The sequence below is a fragment of the Peptostreptococcus faecalis genome (assembly GCF_900240845.1).
Lineage (GTDB): Bacteria > Bacillota > Clostridia > Peptostreptococcales > Peptostreptococcaceae > Peptostreptococcus > Peptostreptococcus faecalis.
Map to the genome: position 1 here is coordinate 21,801 of NZ_OERU01000010.1, position 10,599 is coordinate 32,399.

Here is a 10,599-nt window from a genome sequence, read left to right on the forward strand (position 1 = left end):
TTTTACAAAATGGTGGAAAAATGTTGGAAAAAGGTAAAAAATATGAGTGTGAAATAGTTGATATTGGAAAAGGCGGAGTAGGAATAGGAAAACACAATGGATTCACGGTATTTGTGGATGGTGCATTACTAGGAGAAACTGTAGATGTAAAAATCACTAAATCGAAGAAAAAATATGCAGAAGGTGTGATTTCAAAGGTAAAGAAAAAATCAATATACAGAGTAGACAGACTCTGTTCAAATAAGTATATAAACTGCGGAGGATGCCAGACTCAAGAGTTAGATTATCAAAAACAACTGGAAATAAAAACATCTCAAGTGAGAGAAGACATTAAAAGAATTGGTGGCTTAGAAGGAATAAAAGTCCACGATACTCTAGGAATGGATATTCCATTTAGATTCAGAAATAAAGCACAATTTCCTGTACAGAGAGTTGATGGAAAGCTAAAGATAGGTTTTTACAAAAAGAAAAGCCACGATATAATAGACATCGATAAATGTGTAATACAGCACGATAAAAATGACATCATTATAGAAATTATAAGAGATTTTATTGAAAGTAATAATATTAGCGTATACGATGAAAAAACAGGTAGAGGCTTGATTAGACATATAGTCACAAAGGTAGGATATACTACAAACGAAGTGATGGTGATACTTGTCAGTACAAGTGAAAATATACCTGAAATGGATAAACTGGTAAATGAATTGAAATCAAAAGTAGAAGGATTTAAAACACTTGTAATTAATATTAACACAAAGAAAACAAATGTGGTAATGGGATATAAAAACATAAATATTTACGGAAATGGAAAAATTATTGACTATATAGGTAAGTTGAAATTTGAAATATCCCCCCTATCTTTTTTCCAAGTAAATCCAACACAAACAGAAGTGCTATATAATAAAGCACTAGAATATGCTGACTTGAAAAGGGGTGACAAAGTATTTGATATATACTGCGGGATAGGTACAATATCACTATTTTTAGCACAAAAAGCAGATATAGTATACGGTGTAGAAATAGTTGAAGATGCAATAAAAGATGCAAAAATAAATGCAGAATTAAATAAGTTGAAAAATACAGAATTCTTTGTGGGAAAAGCAGAGGAAGTAGTTCCAAAACTTTATAAAGAAGGAGTGAGCGCCAACGTTGTAGTAGTAGATCCACCTAGAAAAGGGTGTGAAGAAGAAGTATTAGATACAATAGTGAAGATGAACCCGGATAGAGTAGTCTATGTAAGTTGTAATCCTTCAACACTTGCTAGAGATCTAAAATATTTGGATGAAAGGGGATACAAATGTAGTGAAATTCAGCCAGTAGATATGTTTCCTCATTCTGTACACGTTGAAAGCGTGGCGGTTCTAACTAAGTAATATCAACAACTAATACGTGGAAAAGTGGATAAAATAGGTGTTTTGTCCACCGTTTGTCCACGCTTTTTTTATTTGGTGGACAATATTTATATTTTTGTCCACGGATTGCATAATAATTATTTAATAGCCTGTTCAAAGATATTGATCGTTTCATTTTCCATCCTTTCGGTATTGTGAGTATAAATATCTAATGTAGTTTCTATACTATTATGACCTAACCTAGTTTGGACATCTTTTATATTTGCACCACTTTCAATTAATATAGTAGCATGTGTGTGCCTAAGACTATGATAGTTGAAATCAATTTTTAAAGAATGGTTGATGACTCTAGAGCAGTACTTAAAACTATCAGTACTTACATATTCACCATTTTCTTTTACACATATCATTTCTATTTCATCTAAAGAAATATCTACGTTTGAGTTTATCTCGATAATCTTTTTAATTTCGTTTGATTTTTCATCAATTTTATTTTCCTGATATATTCTAGTATAAAATTCGCCATAAAATAATTTATTTTCAATCTGTTTCTTTCTAGCAAGCTTTAATGCTTTAATAAGGGTATCACCAATCTTAATAGTTCTTACTGATGATTTTGTTTTCGTTGTTTGGAAAAACCATCCTAAAGGCTCTTTTTGATTTTTAGTATCTTTATATCTTTTTACTGTGCTTTTGTTTATAGAAATAGTCTTGTTTTCAAAATCAATATCTTCCCAAGTTAGAGCAAATGTTTCTGATATTCTAAGCCCAGCATGGTATCCAATCATTAAGGGGGTATAGAATATATTATCAGGCGGAAATCTATTAATAATTCTATTAAAATCATCATTGGATATGACAAATCTTTTTTCAGGTTGTTTTTCAAATTTAGGATTTTTGACATTTTTACATGGATTAAAAGTTATAAAATTTAAAGGTTCTACTGCATACTCTAGAGAGGCAGACAAAGTACTCTTAATTCCAATCGTATGTGATTTTGAATAGCCTTGTTTTTTTAAGTCATTTATAAAAGACTGTATTGAAGCAGAACTCAATGCAGATAATTTATATTTACCAAAAGCTGGTTTTAAAAACTTTTCAATATGAGCTTTATAATTAACTAATGTATTATATTTTAAATTGAGAACACAATGTTCCTCATACCAATAATCTAGGTAATCATGCATAGAAATATCTTTAGGAATAAAAGTTAGTCCACTTTGATTGTATTCAGCTAATGCCTTAGCACCTGCTTCTAAAGCTTCTTTCTTTGTTCTGAATCCACTTTTAGATATATGTTTTCTCTTACCATCAATTTTTGCAGATTCAAAGCGATATTCCCACTTTGTACCTCGTTTTCTAGTATTTATTACTGCCATTGTTAAACCTCCTTATTTATGGTAAAATAGGTATAGTAAATAGACACAGACATCTGTGTTGTTTATTGTGGAAGAAGTAGTGCGGTCGTCAAACTTGTAGCTACTTCTTTTTTTTTGTAAAAATTAGCATGTTTTACTCTTCTCCAAAGTTAAGATCTCTCATTGCTTCATCAAAAAATTCAACAACATTATTATTTTCAATATATGAATGAATAGTTTTCTTATTTCCTGCACCAGTCAATACTTGATTGTATGCACTTTCCATCATTTTATTCCACATATCCTTTACTTCTTTTTCAAGTCTGTATTCATTCCATTTCTTTTTTCTTTTATTGTTAGCTTCAATTTGAAACTCCATTGCTTTTTCCTTAAAAAGTTCATAGTTTTTCATATGTAATTGCATATATCCTGTAAATTCTTTTACGTCCATGTTGCCCTCCTATAAAATACTCATAAAAATAATTACTGCTCCAAATAATGAAAGAATGGATCCAATAACAATAAGATTTATGTGTTTAATTTTGAAATCAAATTTTTGCACACCTTTTCTTTTAAGACCTAATATAAATATTGCTTGACCAATTATGATTGTGAAAATTCCTATAGAGAATATGTCCATAATAATATCTCCTACTACTGTTCATCAAAATCTATCAATGCCTTTACGACCTTGCCAACAAGCCTGTAATCATGTTTATTCACTTCATTAATAACTATATCTCTAAACTCATCAAATGTTGAATTAGGCTTTAATATAACCTCGTTATGGCTTATTATAATCCTTTTAACTGTATATCCTGCTGAATCTCTAACTAACACTATATCTCTATTCTTTAGCATATTTAATTCATTCTTAGCTCTATCAACAATAATCCACGATCCATTAGGAATATCTCTATTCATACTTTCGCCATTAACCTTAGCAACACCAATTGTTTTTTTACCTGCATATTTACCAAGTAATACATCAGGTATTTCTATTTCATCAAACTCAGTTCCTGATTCATAATCCCAAGGAGAACCAGCTGCAGCTGTAATAGGTAACACAGGTGCTGAAGTAGAAGGGAAAACTTTATTAGTTTTATCTGTATTCTTGTGATTTTCATCATTTACAGTACAGGCAAGCCAAGAAGGACTCACATTTAATGCATTTGCTAGAAGAGTTATTTTATCTTGTTTAGGAACATATTTTCCATTATAATAATCAGAAATCGAAGACGCTCTTATGCCTGTTTTTTTTGAAAGTTCCGATTGAGTTATACCTTTTTCATCTATCGTTCTTTTAAATCTTTTTAAAAATGTATCTGTCATTTGTAATTACCCTCCTTATAACGTTGCTTTATAGGCTAATTATACAGTATTCCGTATAAAAAGTAAAGCAAGTGAAAAAAATATTTCAGAAAACCGTTGACACATTTAAAGAAAGATATTATACTAAATATATAGAACGGAAATCCGTAGATAGAAAATGAGGTGATAAAGTATGGAATATGATTACAGTAAGCTTAGAGGACTTATAAGAGAAAAATGTGGAACACAAGAAAAGTTTGCCAGAGCCATTGGAATATCAGGAACAAGTTTGTCGCAAAGACTGGGGAATAGAATTCCTTTTTCTCAAAACGAAATAGCGAAAGCATGTGAAATATTTGGATTTACAATTAAAGAGTCAGATGACGTTTTTTTTAAAATTAAAAATACGGAAAACCGTAAATTAAAAAAGTGCTTTCAAGAAGACAAAAACATGAAAGAACAAGATTAATAATAAGCGGAACAGTTTCAATTATAACTGCTACTGTAGTAACTATTTTAATGCGTTTGTGGTTAGGTGGAATATGAGGGAGGTGAGAGTATGAAGGTACGGTTTGAAAATGGAGTTGTGCTAACAGAAGAAGAAGTTATAAGATGTAAAAATTCAATATTGAAGGCTATACAAAAAGAGCTCCGCGAAGAAGCTCAATGTGTATCAGTTATAAAATCTATAATGAATGAGCTTTCAGTAGATGTTGAAAGTTTTAAAATAAATTTACAGAGGTGAGAAAATGAAGAAGGAAGATATTGACTGGCCATCTATAGCTATAATATGTGCAATAATATCAACGTCAACATTAATTATATCTACGCTATTTAGATTATTACAAAGATAGAATAAAAAAGGAGTGATCAATAATGAAAGGAAATGACGATTTAGTCATATCAACCATAGCTCTTTCTATATCAATGTTTGGGCTTGGTGTTACGGCAACCTTAATAATATTAAGAGTTATAGGCATTATTTAGGTATTACAGGGTTAAAGTAAGACCATATTGTAAAGATGGCAACAATAATTGATACACCGACAGAGATGTAAGATATTATTTTTGCATTTTTAGAACTTTTTTCAGCATCCTCAATTTGTTTTTTCATTAAAGATATTTGTTCTTTATGGCACTCAATTTCTTCATCATGTTTGTCAATTTGAATTTCTAGTAGAGTAGGAATTGAAGCTTGCCTTGTAATTGATTCTTGAAGAGATTTAGAAAAAGCCTTTGATTTTTCTTTATCTTCTTGGCTTTGCTGATTATTTCCAATAGCTAAACCCAATATCTTATTGTTATTAAGTATGTCTCCCATAGAGTTATTTGTAATGTTAGGGAAAACAGAAGGTTGAGTAAACGGATTTTTTGGTGGTTTTTCTATAGACATATTAAAATCTCCTTTAAATTATATTAATGAATAAATTATATCATGAAAATAGAAATAATAAGCGGAACAGTTTCAATTATAACTGCCTTCAACTTGTAAGAAGTTGGATAGGAAGATAAAGGAGGTGAGAACATGAAAATAAGAAACTTATTCAGAAGAAAAACAAAAGTAGAAATAAAAGTATTCACATTAAGTTCGTACAAAGAAATGGCTGAAATAATAAGAGAAGTTAAGAAAATAGAAAAAGAGCAAAATTGTATATGTACTATTTTCTTTGATATTTAAGATTTTGGAGGTAGAAACATGGATAATTGCGATTCAAGAACTTTAGAAAGAATAGCAGGTGCATTAGAAGGAATAGAAAAAGAACTCCATACTATTGCGAGTAATACGGAGTCTGCAAATACTAATCTTGAGATGATGAAGAAAATCCTATTTTCCTACGTGGTTTTTCAGGGGATGGACGTTCTACAGCTACTAGAAAAAGATTTACCTGAGATACATGCTGTAATATTTGAATATCTTCACCGTTCGAGCCACTCCCATAGATAAAAATCAAATCAGGGTTATGGTAACCAATGTCATCAACAAGAATTGTTCCATTGTATCCATTAACAATAATGCCAGATTGCTTATTGCTAGGAAGATTTTTTTCAAATTCATCAATTTGTTTAGCTAATCTTTCATACATGTAATCAGCTAAATAATGATTTCTGGATAAAGAACTGTAGTTGAAACTACTACTCATAATAAATAATCTCCTTTCATAAAATTTCAGTGCGGCAACACTGATACTTACATTATAAAGGAATTAGAAAATTTTAACAATTAAATGCAAGCAATATAAAAAATAATAAATTAGAAAAAGAGGTGATTAAATGGAATTGATAAAAGTAGAAACAAATGAAAATATGGAACCAGTAGTAAGTGGAAGAGAACTACATTCAAGATTAGAAATAAATACTCCATATGTAAAATGGTTTGACAGAATGAAAGAGTATGGATTTATTGAAAATCAAGATTTTATAGTTACAGACATTTTTGTCCCTAACTCAAAAGGTGGTAAGCAAAATCAAGTTGAACATATTTTGAAAATGGATATGGCAAAAGAAATAGCAATGTTACAAAGAAATGAAAAGGGCAAAGAAATAAGACAATATTTTATAGCGATTGAAAAAGAATATAATAGTCCTGAAAAGATAATGCAAAGAGCTTTGATTTACGCAAATAGTCAAGTGAAAAATCTACAAATAGAAGTAGAAGAAAATAAACCAAAAGTATTATTTGCAGATAGCGTTCAAGCTAGTAAGAAATCAATACTTGTCGGCGACCTAGCAAAGTTAATTAAACAAAATGGAGTTGATATAGGGCAAAACAGATTATTTGATTGGATGCGAAATAAGGGGTTTTTAATCGGTCGAAAGGGAGAAAGCTATAATATGCCAACTCAAAAATCAATGGATTTAGGAGTATTTGAAATAAAAGAAAGTATCCATGTAAACTCTGATGGTTCTACAAGATTAACTAAAACACCAAAGGTAACAGGTAAGGGTCAAGTATATTTTGTAAATAAATTCTTATCAAATTAAAACAAAAAATAGGAGGAAATAATAATGCCAAAGATATACAGCGTAAAAGAAGTAGCAGAGATATTGAAAACAAATCCATCTTTTGTGTATAAATTGAGAGATGCAAAATTATTGAGATTTATGAAGTTAGGAGGCTACAAAGTTAGAGAGGAAGAATTGGAAGCTTTTTTAGAATTTTGTGTAGATAAAGACCTAACAGATCCATCTAATATTAAATGGTTAGATGGAACGCCATATGAAGAAGAGATAAAAAAAGACGTGGTTTAAAGGAGGAAAATTAAATGATATTAGCGGAAATGGACGATATCAGAGAAAAGGCAATAAAATATGAAAACAGCTCTAGAGGAATGCTTAATATAGCATTTCAAGATAAGATAAAGCAGTTTAATGACTACTGCAATGAATTTGATAAAGAAGTGATTACAAGACCATTTAGAGACGTTGAAAAAGAGCTAGAAGAAACTTACTTTGAACATAAAAAGTGGTCAATTTATAAAAAAGTAATGACAGCAGGTGGAAACGCATGATTTTAAGCAGAAAAAAAGCCGACTGGCAGGTCGACTAATCAAAACATTATTACGGATATTATAACATTTAATTAGAGTTATAACAAGAGGTGCAACATGGAAGTATACGAAAAGATAAAATTAGCAAGAAGGAACGCAGGATTAACTCAAAGAGAATTAGCAGAAATGACAGGCTTTTCAAGAGGTTATATCGCAACCATAGAGATTGGCAAACATATACCAAGTGATGACACGCTAACTAAAATAAGTGAAGCTACAAACACATTAATTATTAATGATGGGAGTGAATTGAGCTTGCCAAAAATGAAGGAAGTATTGATGGAAGATAAAGAAAAAATAATAAGCTTACTGGAATTTAAAATAAGAGTATTGGAAAATGTGATAGAAGAAAAAGATAGGAAAATAGCAGAGCTATCGGATGTGTATGAGGATAGACCATTTTAGGAGGGATTGAAATGTTACTTTACAAATTAAGCGAAGAAATAAACAGAATAAATGAATTGCTAGAAGATACAAATTGCGAATTGACAGATGAACAGAAAGAAGAAATTAGAGGTGGAATAAAGCTTGCATTAGAAGATGAAAGCACTTGGATAGCTAAGTACTTAGTTAATCTTAAAAGCAATATAGAATCAGGCGAAAATGAAAAAAGAAACCTTGATGCAATCATAAAATCAGAAAAAAACAAGTTAGAAAAATTTAATGAATTAGTATACGAAACAATGAGTGCAATAGGATTAGAAAAGCTTAAAACACCTATAGGAAGCATAAGCAAGAACAAAAGAAAAAGCGTGTCAATACCTGATGAATCAGTAATACCTGAAAAATATAAAACTAAAAAAATAGAAATATTAGTAGATAAAAAAGGTATAGGGGAAGTTTTAAAACAAGGTGAAGAAATAGAGGGAGCAAGCCTATATATCAAGCCTAGCGTAACGCTAAGAAGAAGTAAGGCTAAGGAGGAGTAAATATGCTTGAGTTTAATGGGAAATACACAGAATCAACTGTATTTTTAGATATACTATCTACTACTTATCCTGATGAAGATATAAATAAATTAGCTAGTAAAGTGCTAAAAAAGAGATTTAGTAAAAATAAGCAGTTGAAAAAAGATGTAGCGGATGATTTAGAAATGGAAATTTACAAATTAGAAGAACAGATGGAACTTCAAAAAGCAACTTTGAAGAAAAAAAAGAAAATGTTAGAAGAATTGGAAATGTTGGGATAGGAGAGAATGAAAATGAGTAACGCATTAGTGGAAACAAGCTATAAGCTACAAAGTGGACAAACACTTAATTCTGAAACTGTAAAAAATTATTTAGTAAGTGGAAACGGATCTGTAACAGACCAAGAGGTAATGATGTTTATAGAACTTTGCAAAGCACAAAAATTGAACCCTTTTATTAGAGAAGCATATTTAATAAAATTTGGAAGTTCTCCTGCAAACATTGTTGTAGGAAAAGATGTTTTTGTGAAAAGAGCATATAGAAATCCAAGCTACGAAGGAATGAAAGCTGGAATAGTAGTTATAAAAGAAAATGGAGAAATAGAAGAGAGGGAAGGGAGCTTAAAGCTACCAAAAGAAACTCTGGTAGGTGGTTGGTGTGAAGTTTATGTTAAGGAGCATAAATATCCTGTAAAGTCGACTGTAAGCGTGGAAGAATACTCAAAAAGCCAGTCTACATGGAAATCAATGCCATGTGTAATGATAAGAAAGTGTGCATTAGTTACAGCTCTTAGAGAAGCATTTCCAGAGGATTTACAAGGATTATATGACAGCGCTGAAATAAAAGATGTACCGGATAAATTACCTGAAAAAGAAGTAGAAATTGGTAAAGCTTCGCTTCAACAAAAAAACGCAATTATGAAAGTGGCGGAACTATGCGGAATATATGATTTTGCAGACAAAAAGAACACTAAAGAACTAGAATCATTTTGCAGTAGCAAAGGATATGGTTTACACAATTTAACATATGATGAAGCAGATGAAGTTATAAAACTTATATCAGAATATGCAGATGAAATAAGAAAAAAAGAACAAGAGGTCGTAGATGTAGAGTTTGAAGATGTCGGAGAAGGTCAGCAGACTATGGATGTATAAAAAGGCACAAATTATTCAGGAGGTGAGAACTATTAAATGAGTGCAGGTTGGATCAAAATACACAGAAAAATACTTGAAAATGCACTTTGGAAGGATTGCACTCCTGAACAAAAAGTAATAATAATTACACTTTTATTAATGGCTAATCATGAAAAAAAGAAGTGGATATTTTCAGGCAAAGAGTATGAATGTGAGGCAGGTCAATTTGTTACAAGTCTATCTTCCATTCAAAAAAACACAGGCAAAGAAATAAGTACAATGCAAATTCGAAGGTGCTTGGAGAAACTTGAAAAATACAATTTTCTAACAAGCAAAGCGACAAACAAAAATAGACTTATAACTATTACAAATTGGGAGGTGTATCAAAATGAAACAGATGAACCGACAAGCAAACCGACAAGCAACCGACAAGCAACCGACAAGCAACCGACACCTAACAAGAATGTAAGAATTAAAGAATTAAAGAATATAGACTCTATACGTTGCACTTCTGATGAAAGTGTGAAGAGTGAAGAATTAAAATTGAAAACTGAAATTGAACTTGTGGTAAAAGAGTGGAACTCTATCGAGGGGATTAGGAAGGTAACTAGGGTAGCACCTAAAACACTTAGGTATACACAGTTAAAAACAAGATTGTCAGAATATGGAATTGATAAGGTATTAGAATGTGTCCATGGCGTTGAACGCTCATCATTCTTAATGGGATACGTATCAGAAAATGGATGGCAAGCGACCTTTGATTGGTTTGTTAAGCCTGCTAATTTCTTAAAGGTATTCGAGGGCAATTACGAGGATAAGGCGAAGCCGAATAAACCTACAAGCGTTCCAACTCCTAAGCAAACAGCATTTCATAATTTTAAATCAGAACATGGAGAAAAAAGCGACGAGGAACTCAATGAAATGGTGAGAAAGCTGCAAAAGAGATAGTTTTAGGGATCTTAAAAGAGGTGAAAACTATGAAAAAT

At 31.0% G+C, this 10,599-nt stretch carries 18 protein-coding genes; 12 read left to right on the forward strand and 6 right to left on the reverse strand.

The window, feature by feature from the left end; translation table 11 throughout:
- Positions 1-20 precede the first annotated feature (20 nt).
- Complete coding sequence (gene rlmD / locus C0982_RS09145; RefSeq protein ID WP_101773914.1) at positions 21-1,376, forward strand: 23S rRNA (uracil(1939)-C(5))-methyltransferase RlmD; 1,356 nt, start codon at positions 21-23, stop codon at positions 1,374-1,376.
- 116 nt (positions 1,377-1,492) lie between these two features.
- Here rlmD and C0982_RS09150 read toward each other — a convergent pair whose 3' ends face one another.
- The 4 genes from C0982_RS09150 to C0982_RS09165 all read right to left on the reverse strand — a co-directional run bounded on the left by C0982_RS09150 (position 1,493) and on the right by C0982_RS09165 (position 4,045).
- Positions 1,493-2,734, reverse strand: a complete 1,242-nt coding sequence (locus C0982_RS09150) for a site-specific integrase (protein ID WP_101773915.1) — start codon at positions 2,732-2,734, stop codon at positions 1,493-1,495.
- 133 nt (positions 2,735-2,867) lie between these two features.
- Complete coding sequence (locus C0982_RS09155; RefSeq protein ID WP_101773916.1) at positions 2,868-3,164, reverse strand: hypothetical protein; 297 nt, start codon at positions 3,162-3,164, stop codon at positions 2,868-2,870.
- Between the two features lie 9 nt (positions 3,165-3,173).
- Positions 3,174-3,353 carry a hypothetical protein gene (locus C0982_RS09160; RefSeq protein ID WP_101773917.1) on the reverse strand — a complete coding sequence of 60 codons (180 nt, stop codon included), beginning with the start codon at positions 3,351-3,353 and terminating at the stop codon, positions 3,174-3,176.
- 14 nt (positions 3,354-3,367) lie between these two features.
- Positions 3,368-4,045: a LexA family protein gene (locus C0982_RS09165; protein ID WP_101773918.1), complete on the reverse strand. Its 678-nt coding sequence runs from the start codon at positions 4,043-4,045 to the stop codon at positions 3,368-3,370.
- Between the two features lie 172 nt (positions 4,046-4,217).
- On the opposite strand from C0982_RS09165, the gene C0982_RS09170 reads away from it, so the two are divergent.
- Both C0982_RS09170 and C0982_RS09175 read left to right on the forward strand, forming a co-directional pair.
- The gene (locus C0982_RS09170) at positions 4,218-4,493 is read left to right on the forward strand and encodes a DUF739 family protein (RefSeq protein WP_101773919.1); all 276 of its coding nucleotides are present in this window, start codon (positions 4,218-4,220) and stop codon (positions 4,491-4,493) included.
- Positions 4,494-4,583: 90 nt separating this feature from the next.
- Positions 4,584-4,769: a hypothetical protein gene (locus C0982_RS09175; RefSeq protein ID WP_101773920.1), complete on the forward strand. Its 186-nt coding sequence runs from the start codon at positions 4,584-4,586 to the stop codon at positions 4,767-4,769.
- 234 nt (positions 4,770-5,003) lie between these two features.
- Here the strand turns inward: C0982_RS09175 and C0982_RS09180 are convergent, their stop codons facing one another.
- Complete coding sequence (locus C0982_RS09180) at positions 5,004-5,417, reverse strand: guided entry of tail-anchored proteins factor 1 (protein WP_101773921.1); 414 nt, start codon at positions 5,415-5,417, stop codon at positions 5,004-5,006.
- A 132-nt stretch (positions 5,418-5,549) separates the two neighbouring features.
- Here C0982_RS09180 and C0982_RS10580 point away from each other — a divergent pair, with 132 nt between their 5' ends.
- Positions 5,550-5,702 carry a hypothetical protein gene (locus C0982_RS10580; RefSeq protein WP_180946924.1) on the forward strand — a complete coding sequence of 51 codons (153 nt, stop codon included), beginning with the start codon at positions 5,550-5,552 and terminating at the stop codon, positions 5,700-5,702.
- Between the two features lie 121 nt (positions 5,703-5,823).
- Here the strand turns inward: C0982_RS10580 and C0982_RS10960 are convergent, their stop codons facing one another.
- Complete coding sequence (locus C0982_RS10960) at positions 5,824-6,165, reverse strand: DUF6173 family protein (protein ID WP_101773922.1); 342 nt, start codon at positions 6,163-6,165, stop codon at positions 5,824-5,826.
- Between the two features lie 130 nt (positions 6,166-6,295).
- Between C0982_RS10960 and C0982_RS09190 the strand changes: the two genes are divergently transcribed.
- The 8 genes from C0982_RS09190 (at position 6,296) to C0982_RS09225 (ending at position 10,561) form a co-directional block, all read left to right on the forward strand.
- Complete coding sequence (locus C0982_RS09190) at positions 6,296-7,006, forward strand: phage antirepressor KilAC domain-containing protein (protein WP_101773923.1); 711 nt, start codon at positions 6,296-6,298, stop codon at positions 7,004-7,006.
- A gap of 24 nt (positions 7,007-7,030) precedes the next feature.
- The gene (locus C0982_RS09195) at positions 7,031-7,273 is read left to right on the forward strand and encodes a helix-turn-helix domain-containing protein (protein ID WP_101773924.1); all 243 of its coding nucleotides are present in this window, start codon (positions 7,031-7,033) and stop codon (positions 7,271-7,273) included.
- Between the two features lie 14 nt (positions 7,274-7,287).
- The gene (locus C0982_RS09200; protein ID WP_101773925.1) at positions 7,288-7,533 is read left to right on the forward strand and encodes a hypothetical protein; all 246 of its coding nucleotides are present in this window, start codon (positions 7,288-7,290) and stop codon (positions 7,531-7,533) included.
- Between the two features lie 96 nt (positions 7,534-7,629).
- Positions 7,630-7,977 carry a helix-turn-helix domain-containing protein gene (locus C0982_RS09205; protein WP_101773926.1) on the forward strand — a complete coding sequence of 116 codons (348 nt, stop codon included), beginning with the start codon at positions 7,630-7,632 and terminating at the stop codon, positions 7,975-7,977.
- Between the two features lie 11 nt (positions 7,978-7,988).
- A complete protein-coding gene (locus tag C0982_RS09210; RefSeq protein WP_101773927.1) occupies positions 7,989-8,501 on the forward strand; it encodes a siphovirus Gp157 family protein in 513 nt (170 codons plus the stop codon).
- Between the two features lie 2 nt (positions 8,502-8,503).
- On the forward strand, positions 8,504-8,761 hold the full coding sequence (locus C0982_RS09215; RefSeq protein WP_101773928.1) for a hypothetical protein: 258 nt from the start codon (positions 8,504-8,506) through the stop codon (positions 8,759-8,761).
- A 12-nt stretch (positions 8,762-8,773) separates the two neighbouring features.
- Positions 8,774-9,634, forward strand: coding sequence for a phage recombination protein Bet (gene bet / locus C0982_RS09220; protein WP_101773929.1), 861 nt, complete (start codon positions 8,774-8,776; stop codon positions 9,632-9,634).
- A gap of 36 nt (positions 9,635-9,670) precedes the next feature.
- Complete coding sequence (locus C0982_RS09225) at positions 9,671-10,561, forward strand: hypothetical protein (protein ID WP_101773930.1); 891 nt, start codon at positions 9,671-9,673, stop codon at positions 10,559-10,561.
- Positions 10,562-10,599 lie beyond the last annotated feature (38 nt).

What these genes read in the sequence shown, in the direction of transcription:
- rlmD (WP_101773914.1), top strand. Translation starts at nt 21, where the DNA reads ATGTTGGAAAAAGGTAAAAAATATGAGTGTGAAATAGTTGATATTGGA.
- C0982_RS09150 (WP_101773915.1), bottom strand. Translation starts at nt 2,734, where the DNA reads ATGGCAGTAATAAATACTAGAAAACGAGGTACAAAGTGGGAATATCGC.
- C0982_RS09155 (WP_101773916.1), bottom strand. Translation starts at nt 3,164, where the DNA reads ATGGACGTAAAAGAATTTACAGGATATATGCAATTACATATGAAAAAC.
- C0982_RS09160 (WP_101773917.1), bottom strand. Translation starts at nt 3,353, where the DNA reads ATGGACATATTCTCTATAGGAATTTTCACAATCATAATTGGTCAAGCA.
- C0982_RS09165 (WP_101773918.1), bottom strand. Translation starts at nt 4,045, where the DNA reads ATGACAGATACATTTTTAAAAAGATTTAAAAGAACGATAGATGAAAAA.
- C0982_RS09170 (WP_101773919.1), top strand. Translation starts at nt 4,218, where the DNA reads ATGGAATATGATTACAGTAAGCTTAGAGGACTTATAAGAGAAAAATGT.
- C0982_RS09175 (WP_101773920.1), top strand. Translation starts at nt 4,584, where the DNA reads ATGAAGGTACGGTTTGAAAATGGAGTTGTGCTAACAGAAGAAGAAGTT.
- C0982_RS09180 (WP_101773921.1), bottom strand. Translation starts at nt 5,417, where the DNA reads ATGTCTATAGAAAAACCACCAAAAAATCCGTTTACTCAACCTTCTGTT.
- C0982_RS10580 (WP_180946924.1), top strand. Translation starts at nt 5,550, where the DNA reads ATGAAAATAAGAAACTTATTCAGAAGAAAAACAAAAGTAGAAATAAAA.
- C0982_RS10960 (WP_101773922.1), bottom strand. Translation starts at nt 6,165, where the DNA reads ATGAGTAGTAGTTTCAACTACAGTTCTTTATCCAGAAATCATTATTTA.
- C0982_RS09190 (WP_101773923.1), top strand. Translation starts at nt 6,296, where the DNA reads ATGGAATTGATAAAAGTAGAAACAAATGAAAATATGGAACCAGTAGTA.
- C0982_RS09195 (WP_101773924.1), top strand. Translation starts at nt 7,031, where the DNA reads ATGCCAAAGATATACAGCGTAAAAGAAGTAGCAGAGATATTGAAAACA.
- C0982_RS09200 (WP_101773925.1), top strand. Translation starts at nt 7,288, where the DNA reads ATGATATTAGCGGAAATGGACGATATCAGAGAAAAGGCAATAAAATAT.
- C0982_RS09205 (WP_101773926.1), top strand. Translation starts at nt 7,630, where the DNA reads ATGGAAGTATACGAAAAGATAAAATTAGCAAGAAGGAACGCAGGATTA.
- C0982_RS09210 (WP_101773927.1), top strand. Translation starts at nt 7,989, where the DNA reads ATGTTACTTTACAAATTAAGCGAAGAAATAAACAGAATAAATGAATTG.
- C0982_RS09215 (WP_101773928.1), top strand. Translation starts at nt 8,504, where the DNA reads ATGCTTGAGTTTAATGGGAAATACACAGAATCAACTGTATTTTTAGAT.
- bet (WP_101773929.1), top strand. Translation starts at nt 8,774, where the DNA reads ATGAGTAACGCATTAGTGGAAACAAGCTATAAGCTACAAAGTGGACAA.
- C0982_RS09225 (WP_101773930.1), top strand. Translation starts at nt 9,671, where the DNA reads ATGAGTGCAGGTTGGATCAAAATACACAGAAAAATACTTGAAAATGCA.